13 protein-coding genes are annotated in these 16,601 nt (G+C 71.7%); 6 read left to right on the top strand and 7 right to left on the bottom strand.

All coding sequences use genetic code 11. The features are described 5' to 3' along the window. Positions 1-60 precede the first annotated feature (60 nt). The gene (locus tag ACTYVM_RS13880; RefSeq protein WP_445526248.1) at positions 61-654 is read left to right on the top strand and encodes a DUF6114 domain-containing protein; all 594 of its coding nucleotides are present in this window, start codon (positions 61-63) and stop codon (positions 652-654) included. Then, positions 644-2,089 carry a hypothetical protein gene (locus tag ACTYVM_RS13875; protein WP_445526247.1) on the top strand — a complete coding sequence of 482 codons (1,446 nt, stop codon included), beginning with the start codon at positions 644-646 and terminating at the stop codon, positions 2,087-2,089. Before ACTYVM_RS13880 ends, ACTYVM_RS13875 begins: the two co-directional genes overlap by 11 nt. 115 nt (positions 2,090-2,204) lie before the next feature. Here ACTYVM_RS13875 and pyk read toward each other — a convergent pair whose 3' ends face one another. The 3 genes from pyk to pta form a co-directional block, all read right to left on the bottom strand. After that, positions 2,205-3,635 (bottom strand): pyruvate kinase, encoded by a 1,431-nt coding sequence (gene pyk, locus ACTYVM_RS13870; protein WP_445526246.1) that lies wholly within the window; start codon positions 3,633-3,635, stop codon positions 2,205-2,207. Between the two features lie 108 nt (positions 3,636-3,743). Then, positions 3,744-4,952 carry an acetate kinase gene (locus ACTYVM_RS13865; protein ID WP_445526245.1) on the bottom strand — a complete coding sequence of 403 codons (1,209 nt, stop codon included), beginning with the start codon at positions 4,950-4,952 and terminating at the stop codon, positions 3,744-3,746. A gap of 85 nt (positions 4,953-5,037) precedes the next feature. Next, the gene (gene pta, locus ACTYVM_RS13860; RefSeq protein ID WP_445526244.1) at positions 5,038-7,113 is read right to left on the bottom strand and encodes a phosphate acetyltransferase; all 2,076 of its coding nucleotides are present in this window, start codon (positions 7,111-7,113) and stop codon (positions 5,038-5,040) included. Positions 7,114-7,312: 199 nt separating this feature from the next. On the opposite strand from pta, the gene ACTYVM_RS13855 reads away from it, so the two are divergent. Then, positions 7,313-8,338, top strand: a complete 1,026-nt coding sequence (locus ACTYVM_RS13855; RefSeq protein WP_445526243.1) for an ATP-dependent 6-phosphofructokinase — start codon at positions 7,313-7,315, stop codon at positions 8,336-8,338. A gap of 267 nt (positions 8,339-8,605) precedes the next feature. Here ACTYVM_RS13855 and ACTYVM_RS13850 read toward each other — a convergent pair whose 3' ends face one another. After that, positions 8,606-9,316, bottom strand: a complete 711-nt coding sequence (locus ACTYVM_RS13850) for a response regulator (protein ID WP_445526242.1) — start codon at positions 9,314-9,316, stop codon at positions 8,606-8,608. Further along, complete coding sequence (locus ACTYVM_RS13845; protein WP_445526241.1) at positions 9,313-10,983, bottom strand: ATP-binding protein; 1,671 nt, start codon at positions 10,981-10,983, stop codon at positions 9,313-9,315. Before ACTYVM_RS13845 ends, ACTYVM_RS13850 begins: the two co-directional genes overlap by 4 nt. 141 nt (positions 10,984-11,124) lie before the next feature. Between ACTYVM_RS13845 and ACTYVM_RS13840 the strand changes: the two genes are divergently transcribed. After that, positions 11,125-12,528, top strand: a complete 1,404-nt coding sequence (locus ACTYVM_RS13840; RefSeq protein ID WP_445526271.1) for a cation:dicarboxylate symporter family transporter — start codon at positions 11,125-11,127, stop codon at positions 12,526-12,528. 90 nt (positions 12,529-12,618) lie between these two features. On the opposite strand, the gene ACTYVM_RS13835 is transcribed toward ACTYVM_RS13840, so the two are convergent. Continuing rightward, the gene (locus tag ACTYVM_RS13835; RefSeq protein WP_400029198.1) at positions 12,619-13,236 is read right to left on the bottom strand and encodes a TetR/AcrR family transcriptional regulator; all 618 of its coding nucleotides are present in this window, start codon (positions 13,234-13,236) and stop codon (positions 12,619-12,621) included. A gap of 107 nt (positions 13,237-13,343) precedes the next feature. Here ACTYVM_RS13835 and ACTYVM_RS13830 point away from each other — a divergent pair, with 107 nt between their 5' ends. Next, positions 13,344-15,014 carry an MFS transporter gene (locus ACTYVM_RS13830; RefSeq protein WP_445526240.1) on the top strand — a complete coding sequence of 557 codons (1,671 nt, stop codon included), beginning with the start codon at positions 13,344-13,346 and terminating at the stop codon, positions 15,012-15,014. A gap of 79 nt (positions 15,015-15,093) precedes the next feature. Here the strand turns inward: ACTYVM_RS13830 and sigJ are convergent, their stop codons facing one another. Continuing rightward, positions 15,094-15,993 (bottom strand): RNA polymerase sigma factor SigJ, encoded by a 900-nt coding sequence (sigJ, locus tag ACTYVM_RS13825; protein ID WP_445526239.1) that lies wholly within the window; start codon positions 15,991-15,993, stop codon positions 15,094-15,096. A 102-nt stretch (positions 15,994-16,095) separates the two neighbouring features. Between sigJ and ACTYVM_RS13820 the strand changes: the two genes are divergently transcribed. Then, the gene (locus ACTYVM_RS13820; protein ID WP_445526238.1) at positions 16,096-16,464 is read left to right on the top strand and encodes a hypothetical protein; all 369 of its coding nucleotides are present in this window, start codon (positions 16,096-16,098) and stop codon (positions 16,462-16,464) included. The last annotated feature ends 137 nt before the right edge of the window (positions 16,465-16,601 follow it).

Genomic DNA, 16,601 nt, shown 5'->3' with positions numbered 1-16,601 from the left:
CCCCACACCGACCAAGCACCACCCTCATCACAGCAACGCCGCACCAGGGAGCTGTTTTCCATGAGCGCCGAGACTCCTGCCGAAGCCGGCCAGTTCACCCGCCGGAGGCTGCAGTTCCGCGCCTGGCGGGGCACACGTCCGTTCTGGGCCGGTCTGTTCGTCCTGCTCGGCGGCTTTCCGATCATGTACTTCCCGTACGCCCACCTCCAGCTCGGTCATCTGACGCTGGCGATGGCCACCACCGCGGGAGCCGGGTCCCTGATCATCGGCGTGCTCCTCGTCGTCCTGGGCGTCAGCCTCTGGTTCCAGAAGCACATCCGGGTGTTCGCGGGTGTCGCGGCGATCCTGCTGGCGCTGGTGTCCATCCCGGTGTCCAACTTCGGCGGCTTCGTCATGGGCTTCCTGCTCGCGCTCATCGGCGGCGCGATGGCCGTGGCCTGGGCGGAGGGCGTACCGCCCGCTCCGGAGGACGTCGAGCGGGCCGGCCCGGTACCGGGCGGTGCTCCCGAGGCCGAGCCCGGCCCGCTGGTGGACCCGATGGTGGACCCGGTGGGTGAGGGCGGCCCCTCCCAGAACCTCGAGGCGCTGGGGGAGAACGACCTGTCAGGAACGAGCCCGGCCAACGGGGCGAACGGGAGGCGAAGTGCCGGCTGACGAGGTGACTCACGGGACGGGAGTGGAGGAGTTCCGTGTGAGAACCGGGCCGCGCCACGCGGCACCCAAGAAGCCGCTGTTCACCAGGTTCCACATGCCGGCCGGCAAGGCGATAGCCATGGCGGCGATGCCGACCGCGGTCCTCATGGGGATGGGCCTCACATCGACGCACGCCGTCGCCGACAACAACGCGCCGACGCCGTCCGCCAAGAGCCTGACCGCCGACGAGTACAAGGACTGTGTCGCGGCGCTGGACGACCCCCAGGACAAGGCCTCGGCCTCGCCGACGCCGTCCGCCTCCGCGAGCGCCGGCGACGCCGCGGAGGACGGCGGCGCCACCGCGAAGCCGGCGTCCCCGGCCACGTCCGCCACGGGGCAGGACAGCCAGGCGGACCGCAACGGTCAGAACGGCCGGCAGGACGCGTCCTCCTCGCACGCCTCCTCCTCGCCCGGCACGGCCTCCGGCGACAAGGCCGCGCCCGAGCCGGCCCCCACCGCCTCCCAGAGTCAGCCCGGCGGTTCGGGGACCGGGGGAGCCGCCACCGCGGCCCCGTCGGCAGCCGGGAGCGGCGGCGTGCTGGGGACCGTCGGCGACGCGCTCGGAGGCGTCGGGGATGCGCTCGGAGGCCTCCTCGCCGGCGGCAAGCAGGGCTCCGGGGCCTCCGCGGACCCGGGGGTCGCGCCGTCCGCCTCCGCCTCGCCCGCGGCGGGCGGGGCGAAGGACACGGGCGCCGGCGTCTCCGACCCGGTCGAGGACACCGCCCGGAAGGTCACCGACACCGTCACGGACACGGTCGGGGGCACCGTGAAGGACACGGCCGGCACGGTGTCCGGGACGGCCGAGGAGGCCGGGAAGGCCGTCGAGGGCGTCCAGGGCGCGGTCGGCGAGGCGGCAGGTGAGGCGGCCGACGCGGCGACGGCCTCTCCGAGCCCGTCGGCGAGTTCCACGACGGACCCGGAGGACTGCCCTGTCGCCACCGACACCGTGGGCGGCGTGGACAACAAGCTGCTCGTGGCCGACGACCCCTGGTACCTGGACGCCAGTTCGCTGCTGCTGAAGGGCGCCGACTACCAGGGCGTCGTGGAGGTGCGCACGGCCAGTGGCAAGGTCAAGAGGGTGCTGAAGTACGTCATTTCGCAGGGCACCGACATCGGCGACCTGCACCAGACGGTGAACGACAAGCAGGCCGGCAAGACCTACCACGTGCAGGCCGCCAAAGGCTCGACGTCCACGATCCGCGGCGGCGACACGGTGATGTACACCGAGAGCATCTCCGGCAACCTGTTCGGGCTGATCCCCATCACCTTCAGCCCGGACGACCCTCCGCCGCTGAACATCCCGCTGATCTACTTCACCAAGGTCAAGGTGGTCCAGGCGGCCCAGTTCGGCGGCAACCTGCACGTCCCCGGAATGCACGTGTACACCACCGACTGACCGGCCGCGGGCCCGTCCGGGAGCCGCGACACCGCTGAGGGCGCCCCCTGTGCGCAGGGGGCGCCCTCAGTCATGTGCCGGTCTGTGGCGATCCGCGCCGGTCGGCCGCGCGCGCTCAGTCGCGGGAGCCGCCGCCCAGGTGGTGGACGCGGACCATGTTGGTGGTGCCGGGGACGCCGGGGGGCGAGCCGGCGGTGATGATGACCGTGTCGCCGGGGGCGAACCGGTTGAGCTTGACCAGCTCCTGGTCGACCAGGTCGACCATCTCGTCGGTGCTGTTGACGAACGGCACCACGTGCGACTCCACCCCCCAGCTGAGCGCGAGCTGGTTGCGGGTGGACTCGTCGGTGGTGAACGCCAGGATCGGCTGGCAGGCGCGGTAGCGGGACAGCCGGCGGGCCGTGTCGCCGGACTGGGTGAAGGCCACCAGGCCCTTGCCGCCCAGGAAGTCGGCGATCTCGCAGGCGGCGCGGGCCACCGAACCGCCCTGCGTGCGCGGCTTCTTGCCGGGGACCAGCGGCTGCAGGCCCTTGGAGAGCAGCTCCTCCTCCGCCGCCCGGACGATCTTCGACATCGTCTTGACGGTCTCGACCGGGTAGGCGCCCACGCTGGACTCGGCCGACAGCATGACCGCGTCGGCGCCGTCCAGGATCGCGTTGGCCACGTCGGAGGCCTCGGCGCGGGTCGGACGGGAGTTGGTGATCATCGACTCCATCATCTGGGTCGCCACGATCACCGGCTTGGCGTTGCGCCGACACAGCTCGATCAAGCGCTTCTGCACCATGGGGACCTTTTCGAGCGGATACTCGACGGCCAGGTCGCCGCGGGCCACCATCACGCCGTCGAAGGCCATCACGACGTCCTGCATGTTCTCCACCGCCTGCGGCTTCTCCACCTTGGCGATGACGGGGACGCGGCGGCCCTCCTCGTCCATGACCCGGTGGACGTCGGAGACGTCCTTGGCGTCGCGGACGAAGGACAGGGCGACCATGTCGCAGCCCATGCGCAGCGCGAAGCGCAGGTCCTCGACGTCCTTCTCGGACAGCGCGGGCACGTTCACCGCGGCGCCGGGCAGGTTGATGCCCTTGTGGTCGGAGATGACGCCGCCCTCGATGACGATCGTCCTCACCCGCGGGCCCTCGACGTCCAGGACCTTCAGCTCGACGTTGCCGTCGTTGATGAGGACCTGGTCGCCGCGCGAGACGTCGGCCGGCAGCCCCTTGTACGTCGTGCCGCAGATGTGCTTGTCGCCCGGGACGTCCTCGGTGGTGATGGTGAACTCGTCACCCCGCTCGAGCTCCACCGGACCCTCGGCGAAGGTCTCCAGCCGGATCTTCGGACCCTGGAGGTCCGCGAGGACGGCGATGGCCCGGCCGGTCTCCTTGGCCGCGGCGCGGACACGGTCGTACCGTGCCTGGTGCTCGGCGTGCGTGCCGTGGCTGAAGTTGAAACGGGCCACGTTCATGCCCGCCTCGATCATGGCGACGAGCATCTCGTGGGAGTCGACCGCTGGGCCGAGAGTACAGACGATTTTCGAACGGCGCATGGGGCGATCCTATCGGTTTGTTTCGCTCCGGAATATTCCGTCAGGTGGAAGATACAAATGGGCGCCTTCGCGCTCACTCGAGTGCCGGTCGAAATTCCGTGGACGTGCTCAGCCGTCCTTTCCGACCAGCGCGTAAGTCTGGACGGCGATCTCCATTTCCTCGTCCGTGGGAACCACGGCCACGGCGATCCGCGCGCCCTCGGGCGAGATCAGCCGCGCCCCGTCGCCGCGTACGGCGTTCCGCTCGCGGTCCACCGCCAGGCCCAGCCCTTCCAGGCCCTCGAGGGCGGCCTCGCGCACGAAGGCCGCGTTCTCGCCGACCCCGGCCGTGAAGGCGAGAGCGTCCACGGTGCCGAGTACCGCGTAATAGGCGCCCACGTACTTCTTCAGCCGATGGATGTAGATCTCGAACGCGAGCCGTGCCGTGTCGTCGCCCTCCTCCATCCGGCGCCGAATCTCCCGCATGTCGTTCTCGCCGCACAGGCCGAACAAACCGCTCTTCTTGTTGAGGAGAGTGTCGACCTCGTCCATGGACATTCCGCCGACTCTCTGCAAATGGAAGATGACGGCCGGGTCGAGGTCACCGGAACGCGTTCCCATCACCAGTCCCTCCAGCGGCGTGAACCCCATGGAGGTGTCCACGCACCGGCCGCCCCGGACCGCCGAGGCCGACGCGCCGTTGCCCAGGTGCAGCACGATGACGTTGACGTCCTCGGGGGCCCTGCCCAGCAGCTCGGCGGTCGCCCGGGAGACGTAGGCGTGCGAGGTGCCGTGGAAGCCGTAGCGCCGCACCCGGTACCGGTCGGCGGTCTGAGCGTCGATCGCGTAGCGCGCCGCGGACTCCGGCATGGTCGTGTGGAACGCCGTGTCGAAGACGGCGACCTGCGGCAGGTCGGGGCGCAGCGCCATGGCCGTGCGGATGCCGGTGAGGTTGGCCGGGTTGTGCAGCGGCGCCACCGGGATCAGCCGCTCGATCTCGGTGAGCACGGCGGAGTCGACGACGGTCGGCTCGGTGAAGAACATGCCGCCGTGCACCACCCGGTGCCCGATCGCGGCCAGTTCGGGGGAGTCCAGGCCGAGCCCGTCCTTGGCCAGTTCCTCCGCGACCGCCTTCAGCGCGGCGTCGTGGTCGGCGAGGGGGCCGTTGTGCTCGCGGGTGCCCGCCGCGGTCAGGCAGGTGTGCTGGAGCCGGGAGGTCCGCTCACCGATGCGCTCCACCAGGCCGACGGCGAGCCGGGTCGCGTCACGCATGTCGAGCAGCTGGTACTTCAGCGACGAGGAGCCGGAGTTGAGGACGAGGACGCGGGTCGCGGTCACGAGCGCTGACGCTTTCTGGTCGGGAGCTGGGGAGGTCTGCGGCCGGGGCCGTGGGCGGCCCCGGCCGCACGCGTTCGACGGGAGGTCAGGTGCCGGACGACTGGGCCTGGATCGCCGTGATGGCCACGGTGGTGACGATGTCCTGCACGAGGGCGCCCCGGGACAGGTCGTTGATCGGCTTGCGCAGGCCCTGGAGGACCGGGCCGACCGCGATCGCGCCGGCCGAACGCTGCACGGCCTTGTAGGTGTTGTTGCCGGTGTTCAGGTCCGGGAAGATCAGCACAGTGGCCTGCCCCGCCACCTCCGAGCCGGGCAGCTTGGTGGCGGCCACCGACGGCTCCACGGCCGCGTCGTACTGGATCGGCCCCTCGATCATCAGGTCCGGGCGGCGCAGCCGCACCAGGTCGGTCGCCTCGCGCACCTTGTCCACGTCGGCGCCCGAGCCGGAGGTGCCGGTGGAGTACGACAGCATGGCGATCCGCGGCTCCACCCCGAACCGGGCGGCGGTGGCCGCCGACTGGATGGCGATGTCGGCCAGTTGCTCGGCGTCCGGGACGGGGTTGACCGCGCAGTCGCCGTAGACGAGGACCTTGTCGGCCAGGCACATGAAGAACACCGACGAGACGATCGAGGCGTCGCTGCGGGTCTTGATGATCTCGAACGCGGGCCGGATGGTCGCGGCCGTGGAGTGCACCGTCCCCGACACCATGCCGTCGGCCAGACCCTCCTGCACCATGAGCGTGCCGAAGTAGTTCACGTCCGAGACGACGTCGTAGGCCAGCTCGACCGTGACGCCCTTGTGGGCGCGCAGCAGCGCGTACCGCTCGGCGAAGGCGTCCCGCAGGTCGGAGGTGGCCGGGTCGATCAGCTGCGCGTCCGCGAGGTCGATGCCGAGGTCGGCGGCCTTCTTGCGGATCCCCTCCACCGGGCCGAGCAGGGTCAGGTCGCACACGCCCCGGCGCAGCAACACCTCCGCCGCGTGCAGCACGCGCTCCTCGGTGCCCTCCGGCAGCACGACCCGGCGCCTGTCGCTGCGGGCCTGTTCGAGCAGTTGGTGCTCGAACATCATCGGGGTGACCCGGTCGCTGCTGGGCGCGGAGACGCGCTTGCTGAGGTCGGCGGTGTCGATGTACCGCTCGAACAGGCCGAGCGCGGTCTCCGCCTTGCGCGGTGTGGCCGCGTTCAGCTTGCCCTCCAGGGAGAACAGCCGCTCGGCGGTGGGGAAGCTGTTGCCGGACACCGAGACCACCGGGGTGCCCGGGGCGAGCCGGCCGGCCAGGGTGAGGATCTCCTGCCGCGGCGCCTCGTTCAGGGTGAGCAGCACACCGGCTATCGGCGGGGTGCCGGCGCTGTGTGCGGCGAGCGAGCCGATGACCAGGTCGGCGCGGTCGCCGGGGGTGACCACCAGGCAGCCGGGGGTCAGCGCCTTGAGGAGGTTGGGCAGCATGGCGCCGCCGAAGACGAAGTCGAGGGCGTCGCGGGCCAGGCCGGAGTCGTCGCCCAGCAGGACCCTGCCGTCCAGGGCCTGGGTGATCTGCGCGACCGTCGGCGCGGACAGGGCCGGCTCGTCCGGCACCACCCAGCAGGGCACCGGGAGCCGGCCGGTCAGCCGCTCGGCGATCTCGTCGCGGTCCCCGCGGGCCACCCGGTTGGTGACCATGGCCAGCACGTCGCAGCCCAGGCCGTCGTAGGCGCGGTAGGCGTTGCGGGTCTCGGCGAGCACCGACTCGGCGTGCTGCCTGCGGCCGCCCACGACCGGCAGGACGGAGGCCCCGAACTCGTTGGCGAGCCGGGCGTTGAGGGACAGCTCGTCCGGGAGCTGGGTGTCGGCGAAGTCGGTGCCGAGGACGAGGACCACGTCGTAGTCGCGGGTGACCAGGTGGAACCGGTCGACGAGGGCCGACACCAGTTCGTCCGTGCCCTGCTCGGCCTGGAGGGCGGACGCCTCCCGGTAGTTCATGCCGTAGACGGTCGCCGGGTCCTGGGAGAGGCGGTAGCGGGCGCGCAGCAGTTCGAAGAGACGGTCGGGGCCGTCGTGGACGAGAGGGCGGAAGACGCCCACCCGGTCCACCTGCCGGGTCAGCAGCTCCATGACTCCCAGCTCGACGACCTGTCGGCCGTCACCGCGGTCGATGCCGGTCACGTACACGCTGCGGGTCACGCGGGCTCTCCGTTTCCTCGGGGGATCACTCGTCGGCCGGGGATGGCGTCCTGCAAAAAACGCCCACCGGGGTGAGCGGAATCCTCTTGACAATACCCCTGACGGTAGCTATGGCGCCCGCCAGGCCATGGTCGCCGCCCGGACATGAAACAATCGGACGGGATCACCGGTGTCAACAGCGAGCAGGAGACACAGCAGCATGCGTATCGGAGTTCTCACGGCGGGCGGCGACTGCCCGGGCCTGAACGCGGTGATCCGGTCGGTCGTACACCGGGCGGTCACGGCGTACGGGGACGAGGTCATCGGCTTCGAGGACGGCTACGCGGGCCTGCTCGACGGCCGTTACCGCACGCTGGACCTCAACGCGGTGGGCGGCATCCTCGCCCTCGGCGGCACCATCCTCGGTTCCTCCCGCCTGGAGCGGGACCGGCTCCGCGAGGCCTGCGGGAACGCCTCGGACATGATCCACCGGTTCGGCATCGACGCGCTGATCCCGATCGGCGGCGAGGGCACGCTGACCGCGGCGCGCATGCTGTCGGACGCCGGGCTGCCGGTGGTGGGCGTGCCGAAGACGATCGACAACGACATCTCCTCCACCGACCGCACCTTCGGCTTCGACACGGCCGTCGGTGTGGCCACCGAGGCCATGGACCGGCTGAAGACCACGGCCGAGTCGCACCAGCGCGTGATGGTCGTCGAGGTCATGGGCCGGCACGCGGGCTGGATCGCGCTGGAGTCCGGCATGGCGGCCGGCGCCCACGGCATCTGCCTGCCCGAGCGGCCCTTCGACCCGGCCGACCTGGTGAAGATGGTCGAGGAGCGGTTCGCCCGCGGCAAGAAGTTCGCGGTGATCTGCGTCGCCGAGGGCGCCCACCCGGCCGAGGGCAGCATGGACTACGGCAAGGGCGAGATCGACAAGTTCGGCCACGAGCGCTTCCAGGGCATCGGCACGGCCCTGGCGTACGAGCTGGAGAGCCGGCTCGGCAAGGAGGCCAAGCCGGTCATCCTCGGCCACGTCCAGCGCGGCGGCGTCCCGACCGCCTACGACCGTGTCCTCGCCACCCGCTTCGGCTGGCACGCGGTGGAGGCCGCCCACCGCGGTGAGTTCGGCCACATGACCGCGCTGCGCGGCACCGACATCGTGATGGTCCCGCTGGCCCAGGCGGTGACCGAGCTGAAGACCGTCCCCAAGGACCGCATGGACGAGACGGAGTCGGTGTTCTAGTGCCGCGTCAGGTGACGTTTGCCCGTCAAGGAGCGGCGTCCGGTGCGTGCTCTCGGTGTGCCGGCCGGAAGTCCTCGTACTGGACGTACTTGGGCTTTCGGCCGGTGCGGCGAGTGGGGGTCCCCCTGCTCGAAGAGCTTGGGGGAGCGTGCCGGGCGTCGCGACGGGGCAAACGTTGCCGGTCGCGGCACTAGGAGCCGTTGGTCCGGGCGGGTCCGTCCGGGGCCCGCTTCCGGCGAGGCCCGCGGATCCGTCCGGGGCCTCCTCCTACCGGCCCCCGCCGCTCTCCCGCACCCACCGGTACACCAGTTCCGGCCTGCCCACCTGCCCGTACAGCGGGCTGCGTACCGCGCGGCCCGCGTCCACCAGGTGCTCCAGATAGCGCCGGGCGGTGATCCGGGAGATGCCGACCGCCCCCGCGACCCGCGCCGCGGTGAGCCCCTCCTCCTTCGCCCGCAGCGCGTCCGTCACCCGCTGGAGCGTGGGCGCGCTCAGGCCCTTGGGGAGGGCGGCCGGGCTCGGGGCGCGCAGGGTCGCCAGCGCGCGGTCCACCTCGTCCTGACCGCCCACCTCCCCGACCGCCGCACGGAACTCGGCGTACCGCACGAGCCGGTCCCGGAGCGTGGCGAAGGTGAACGGCTTCAGGACGTACTGGACCACCCCCAGCGAGACCCCTTCGCGCACCACCGCCAGGTCCCGTGCCGAGGTCACCGCGATCACGTCCGCGTGATGTCCGCCCGCCCGCAGGGACCGGGCCAGTTTCAGGCCGTGCACGTCCGGAAGGTGAAGGTCGAGCAGCAGCAGGTCCACCGGGGTGCGCTCCAGGGCCCGCCGGGCCTCGGCGCCCGTGTGCGCCTTGCCGACCGCGACGAAGCCCGGCACCCGGTCCACGTACATCACGTGCGCGTCCGCCGCGACCGGGTCGTCCTCCACCACCAGGACACGGATGGGCTGCGTCCCGCTTCTGTCGTCCGTCATGCCGCGCCTCCGGGCAGGCCGCCCCGGGTCCCGGACACGGCCCCGCCGGCCGCGTGCTGGTCCGTCCCGTGTGCCAGGGGCAGCCGCGCCTCGAACAACGCGCCGCCCCCTTCGGCCTCCGTCACCGCCAGCGTCCCCTCGTGCCGCCGCACCGCCTGCCGTACCAGCGCCAGGCCCAGCCCGCGCCCGCCGGGACCCGTCGGCTTGGTGGAGAAGCCGTGCTGGAACACCAGGTCCGTGTGGTCAGGACGCACGCCGGGGCCGGTGTCCGCGACCCGCAGCACCAGCTCGCCGTCCCGCGCGCACGCCGTGACGGTCACCCTGGCCCGCGCGCCGCCCTGCGCCGCGTCCACCGCGTTGTCGACGAGGTTGCCGAGGATCGTCACCAGGTCCCGCGGCGGCAGGCTCCGCGGCAGCAGTCCGTCGTCCAGGCCGCTGTCCGAGGACACCACCAGCTCCACGCCGCGCTCGTTGGCCTGGGCCGCCTTGCCGAGCAGCAGCGCGGCCAGCACCGGCTCGCTCACCGCCGTGACCACCTGGTCGGTCAGCGCCTGGGCCAGCTCCAGCTCCGCCGTCGCGAACTCCACGGCCTCCTGGGCCCGCCCCAGCTCGATCAGCGACACCACCGTGTGCAGCCGGTTGGCCGCCTCGTGCGCCTGGGAGCGCAGCGCCTGGCTGAAGCCGCGCTCCGAGTCCAGCTCCCCCATCAGCGACTGGAGTTCGGTGACGTCCCGCAGGGTCACCACCGTGCCCCGGTGCTGTCCGCCCGACACCGGTGAGGTGTTGACCACCAGCACGCGCGAGTCGGTCAGGTGCACCTCGTCCACCCGCGGTTCGGACGCCAGCAGCGCGCCCGTCAGCGGGGCCGGCAGACCGAGGTCCGCCACCGACCGGCCCACCACGTCCTCCTCGCGTCCCACGCCCAGCAGTACCCGTCCGCCGTCGTTGATGAGCGCCACCCGGTGCTGCGCGTCCAGCATCAGCAGGCCCTCGCGCACCGCGTGCAGGGCGGCCTGGTGGTAGTCGTGCATCCGGCTGAGCTCGGCCGCGTTCATGCCGTGGGTGTGGCGGCGCAGACGCGCGTTGATGACGTACGTGGCGACCGCGCCGAGCGTGAGGATCCCGGCCGCGACCGAGAACAGGGCGATGACCTGTTCCCGGACCCGCTCGCTGATCGCCTCCACCTTGATGCCGGCGCTGACGAGACCGACCACGCGGCCGTGCTCCTCGACGGGCGTGACCGCGCGGACGGACGGGCCGAGGGTGCCGGTGTAGGTCTCGGTGAAGGACTCGCCGCGCTGGGCGCGGGAGATGTTGCCGAGGAAGGGCAGCCCGATCTGGTCCGGGTCCGGGTGGGTCCAGCGGATGCCGTCCGGAGTCATGATCGTGACGAAGTCGACCCCGGTGTCCTGCTGGACCCTCAGCGCGTACGGCTGGAGCTCCGACGAGGGGTCGGAGGTGTGGACGGCCGCCAGGACCGAGGGGGCGTCGGCGATGGAGCGGGCGACCGCCGTGGCCTGGCGGCGGGCCGCCTCCTCGGCCTGGCCCCGGTCGCTGATGTAGCTGAAGAGCGCGTATCCGGCCACGACGAGCGCGAGCAGCACGGCCTGCATGGCGAACAGCTGGCCGGCCAGGCTGCGAGGTCGGGGAAGGGCGGGTATGCGCATGCCTGCCAGTCTGCCTCTTTCGTTCTGGCCTGAACTGCGTGGCGTGAACTTAATGAACGGAAGCGTGACCGCGCTCACAGGACGGGAGATAGTCGCGGCATTCCCCCATGCCCGGACGTGAGCCGCACGCCGGTGATGCCGATGACGTCGTCAAGGAGGGCCGCCTTGAGCAGCGCAGCCGATACGGCACCTGCCGCACCCGCACCCGCACCCGCACCCAAGCGGGACCGTACCCACTACCTGTACATCGCGGTGATCGCCGCGGTGGTCCTGGGCGTCGCCATCGGGTTCGCCGCGCCGGACTTCGCCAAGGAGCTCAAGCCGCTCGGCACCGGTTTCGTGAACCTGATCAAGATGATGATCTCGCCGATCATCTTCTGCACGATCGTGCTCGGCGTCGGTTCGGTGCGCAAGGCCGCGAAGGTCGGCAAGGTCGGCGGGCTCGCGCTCGGCTACTTCCTCGCGATGTCGTTCGTCGCCCTGGCCATCGGGCTCGTGATCGGCAACATCGTCCACCCGGGCAGCGGGATGCACCTGACGGAGGCGGCCAGGGGCGCCGGCCAGGCACAGGCGCAGGCCGCGAGCGAGGGCCCGGTCGACTTCGTGCTCGGCATCATCCCGACCACGCTCGTGTCGGCGTTCACCGAGGGCCAGGTGCTGCAGACGCTGCTGGTCGCCCTGCTCGTCGGGTTCGGGCTCCAGGCCATGGGCCGCAAGGGCGAGCCGGTCCTGCGCGGGGTGGAGCACATCCAGCGGCTGGTCTTCCGCGTGCTCGCCATGATCATGTGGGCCGCCCCGATCGGTGCGTTCGGCGCCATGGCCGCCGTCGTCGGCGAGACGGGCGTCGACGCCCTCAAGGCACTTGGCGCGATCATGCTCGGCTTCTACGTCACCTGTGTGCTGTTCGTGGTCGTGGTGCTGGGCGCGCTGACCCGGCTGGTGGCCGGCGTCAACATCTTCCAGCTGCTGAAGTACCTGGGCCGTGAGTTCCTGCTGATCCTGTCGACGTCGTCGTCGGAGTCCGCGCTGCCCCGGCTCATCGCCAAGATGGAGCACCTGGGCGTGAGCCGTCCGGTTGTCGGCATCACCGTGCCGACCGGCTACTCCTTCAACCTCGACGGCACGATGATCTACCTGACCATGGCGTCCCTGTTCGTCGCCGACGCCCTGGACCAGCCGCTGTCCATCGGCCAGCAGATCACCCTGCTGCTGTTCATGATGATCGCCTCCAAGGGCGCCGCCGGCGTCACCGGCGCCGGACTGGCCACCCTCGCCGGCGCCCTGCAGACCCACAAGCCCGCCCTGGTCGACGGCGTCGGCCTGATCGTCGGCATCGACCGCTTCATGAGCGAGGCCCGCGCCCTGACCAACTTCGCGGGCAACGCGGTCGCCACCCTGCTCATCGGCACCTGGACCGGCGAGGTCGACAAGGACCGCGTCCGGCGTGTCCTCGCCGGCGAGCTGCCCTTCGACGAGAAGACGCTGCTGGACGACTCCGACGACGGCGCCGGGATTCCCGAGCAGCGCGAACTGGCCAAGGCGTAGCACTCCGCAGGGACACCGCAGACCCCGCGAGGGACACCGAGACCCCGCGCCCCTTCCGGGGGTGCGGGGTCTCTTCGTGTTCCGGGGCGGTCAGTCGCTGAGCCCGGCCACCAGGGCGGCGGCGAGGGAGGCGGGCACCCCGGCCGCCGTGAGTACCGTGACCGCGGCGGAGCGGCCCGCTTCGTGTGCGGCCAGCAGGTCGTCGTTCACCGCCTCCATCAGCGCGAACACGATCTGCTCATGGACGTAGGCGAGCGCCGGCGCGGGCAGCGCGGAGCTGAAGACGCCCTGGTCGAGACCGCGCTGGAGCACCTCGGCGCAGCTGTCGCGGACCGGGGCCAGCCGCTCGCGGATGCCCTGCATGGTGACCGTGCGCTGGGCGAGCGCGACCAGCAGCCGGTAGCGGTCGGCGATCGGCCAGAGCGCCAGCACCGAGCGCGCCACGGCCTCCGCCGGGTCCTCGACGCCCTCGCGGCCCGCCGCGTGCGCCGCGGCGAGCGCGAGCACCGCCTCGTCGACGAGCGTGCTGATCAGCGCCTCCCGGCTGGGGAAGTGGCCGTACACCGTGCGCCGTACGACACCGGCCGCCCGCGCGATCTGGTCCATGGACGCGTCGGGGTCGCGCAGCAGCTCCGCGAGGGCGACATCGAGGATGTGGCGCCGGTTCACGTCGGCGCGACTGGTGTTACCCGTGGTCATGGCTGACATTCTGCCCTCCTTCGACTTGCACAGCACTGTGCAAGGGTCATACATTGCACAGCGTTGTGCAATTGCACTCTCTTGTGCAAGTAGACAGAGGAAGGCGACCCCTGCCCATGCGACTCGTCATGAACGAACCGGCCGAGAGGACGGACCGCCCCTACGCCCGGCGCTGGTGGGCGCTCCTCGTGCTCTGCCTCAGCCTGCTGATCATCGTGATGGCCAACACCGCGCTCACGGTCGCCGCGCCCGACATGACCCGGGACCTCGGCCTGACCAGCGCCGACCTCCAGTGGGTCATCGACGGCTACACCGTCCCCTACGCGGCGCTGATGCTGCTGCTCGGCGCGATCGGCGACAAGTACAGCCGGCGCGGGGCGCTCGTCCTCGGGCTCGTCGTGTTCGGCGGCGGCGCCGTCTTCGGCCACCTCGCCGACAGCGCGGCGACCGTCATCGCGGCCCGCGCCGTGATGGGCGTGGGCGCCGCGCTGATCATGCCGGCCACCCTCTCCCTGCTGGCCGCGACCTTCCCGCGCGCCGAGCGGGCCAAGGCGATCACCCTGTGGACCGCCACCGCCGGCCTCGCCATCGCCGCCGGCCCCCTCGTCGCCGGCGCGCTGCTCCAGGACCACGGCTGGTCCTCGACCTTCCTGATCAACGTGCCGGTCGCGGCCGTCGCCCTGGTCGGCGCCCTCGTCCTCGTACCGCCCTCCAGGGCGGCGCACCACGGCCGGATCGACTACGTCGGCGGACTGCTGTCGGTGGTGTGGATCGGCTCGCTGGTCTATATGATCATCGAGGGCCCGCACTTCGGCTGGGACGCCAAGGCGGTCACGGCCGCCGCGGTCGCGGGCGCGGGCCTGCTGGCCTTCGTCCTGTGGGAGTTGCGCCACCCGCGCCCGGTCCTCGACGTACGGCGCTTCACGCAGCGCCGCTTCGCCGGCTCCAACCTGGCCGTCGCCCTGTTCTTCCTGGCCGTCTTCGGTGCCTTCTACTACCTCACCCAGCACCTCCAATTCGTCCTCGGGTACGACGCCCTGGCCACCGGCCTGCGCATGCTGCCGCTGGCGGGCGCGGTCTTCGCCGGCTCGGCGCTGACCGGCTACCTCACCCCGCGCGTCGGCATGAAGTGGACGGTGACCGCGGGCATGGTCGGCGGTACCGCGGCCCTGGCGCTGCTGACGCGGGTGGACGGCTCGTCCGCCTACGGCGACCTCGTGGCACCCCTGGTGATCCTGGGCCTGGCCATCGGGCTCGCCCTCTCCCCCTGCACCGACGCCATCATGGGCGCCTTCCCCGAGTCCGAGCTGGGCGTCGGCGGCGCCGTGAACGACACCTCCCTGGAGCTGGGCGGCTCCCTCGGCATCGCGATCCTCGGCTCCCTGCTGTCCACCTCGTACGCCCGGCACCTCTCCGACGCGACCGCCGGCGGGCTCCCGGCGGACGCGCTGTCCACCGCCCAGGACTCGGTCGGCGCCGGGTACGCCGTCGCCCAGGGCATCGGGGAGAAGGCCCGCGATCTCGCCGCGCAGGCCGTCCACGCGACCGATCCGCAGCAGGCCGCGCAGCTCAAGGCGCAGGCTGGCAGTCTCGCCGAGGGCGCCCAGCGGATGAAGGAGGCGGTCGGTTCGTCCTTCTCCGACGCGGTGGCCCACACCAGCCTGGTCGGCGCGGTGATCCTGGGCGTGGGCACCCTCGCCGTCGCCCTGCTCCTGCCGCGCGGTGCCGACCGCGACGATCAGCGCACCGAGGAGGCGAAGGAGCTGGTGGGCAGCGGTGTGAACTGAGGCCGCCCGGCGGTCGCCCCTCGCCCACCGCGAGGGCCCGGCGCAGGTGGACGAGGCCGTGCCGCGCACAGCCGAGGCGCTACCCCTTCCGTGTCCACGGCCGCAGCTTCTCCGGGTTGCGGACCACCCAGATCCGGGTGACGCGCCCGTCGGAGACGTCGAACGAGGCGACGGTCGTGACGACGCCGGCACGCCGGGCCACCAGGCCCGGCACACCGTTGACCGACCGCTCCAGGAGTTCGAGCCCCGGAGCCCTGTCGGCGATGGCGACCATGTACTGGGCGATGCACTCGCCGCCCTCGACCGGGCGCAGGACGGTGCCGACCGCGCCGCCGCCGTCGGCGGTCATCACGGCGGCCGGGTCGAGGAGACCGACGAGGGCGGCGATGTCCTTGGTCTCCCATGCCTCTTTGACGTCCCTCACCACGTCGGTCCGGCCGGTCGCGGCGACCGGAGCGCGCGCGACGCCCGCCCGCCGCCGGGCGGAGGCCGCCAGCTGCTTGCAGGCCGCAGGGGTCCGGCCGAGAACGTCGGCGATCTCGGCGAACGGGTACCGGAAGACGTCGTGCAGGACGAACGCCACCCGCTCGGCGGGCGTCATCGACTCCAGAACGACGAGGAAGGCCATGACCACCGACTCGTCCAGGACGATCTGGTCGGCGGGGTCGGAGCCGCCCGCGTGGTCCCACTCGGTGCGGTCGGGCAGCGGCTCGGGCAGCCACGCGCCGACATAGCGTTCGCGGCGGGCCCGAGCCGAGCCGAGCAGGTCCAGGCAGATGCGGCCGGTCACCTTCGTCAGCCAGGCGCCGGGGGACAGGATCTCCTCCTGCCGGCTTCGTGGCAGCCCGTACCAGCGCGCGTAGGCATCCTGCACGGCGTCCTCGGCCTCGGCCGCCGAACCGAGCAACCGGTAGGCGACATTGATCAGTTGGCGCCGCTCGCCGGCTACCCCTTCCGTGCTGTTCCCGACGGTCCCCATGCTGTCGGCCGCCCCCTCGCCTTACCTTTCGCAGGCCCGCGTCGTCGAACTGGTGAGACCTTACAGACCTACTGCCCGAGGGCAGAAAAGGGGGAGTGTGGCATGGCCACTCAGGTGACGGAGAACACACGGCGCGGCCCCTCGTTCCTGCGGATCGCGATCGCGGTGCAGACGCTGACCATCTTCTTCCAGGCGGTCTCCGCCGGACTGCTGCTGACCTCGTCCTACGGAGAGACGATGCACAGCGTCGGAGCCCGTGTGATGTACGGGGCGGCGATGCTGTACGTGCTCGCGGCGGTACTGGCGTGGAAGCCGGGCGGCGGCTCGCCCCGGCCCATCTGGCACGCGTCGGGATTCCTCGTACTCGCCTCGGTCCAGGTCGTGCTCGGCATCGCGCACGTCCCGTCGGTCCATCTCCCCCTGGGCGTCCTGATGTTCGCTCTGAGCGTGCTGGCGCTGACCCGGCGCTGAGCAGCTCGTCCCCGGCCACGACGCTCTGGCCACGCGGTCGTCCCTTACCGCGATGTACTACCCTGCCCTGCCGTGCCGCGCCGGGAAAAAAAAGCGCGGGGAGGAAGCATGTACAGGGAAAGGGGGAAAAGGGAAGG

This window comes from Streptomyces cyslabdanicus (assembly GCF_052663305.1).
The sequence above is the reverse complement of the archived record's forward strand: the minus strand, read 5'-3'. Positions and strand labels throughout refer to the sequence as shown.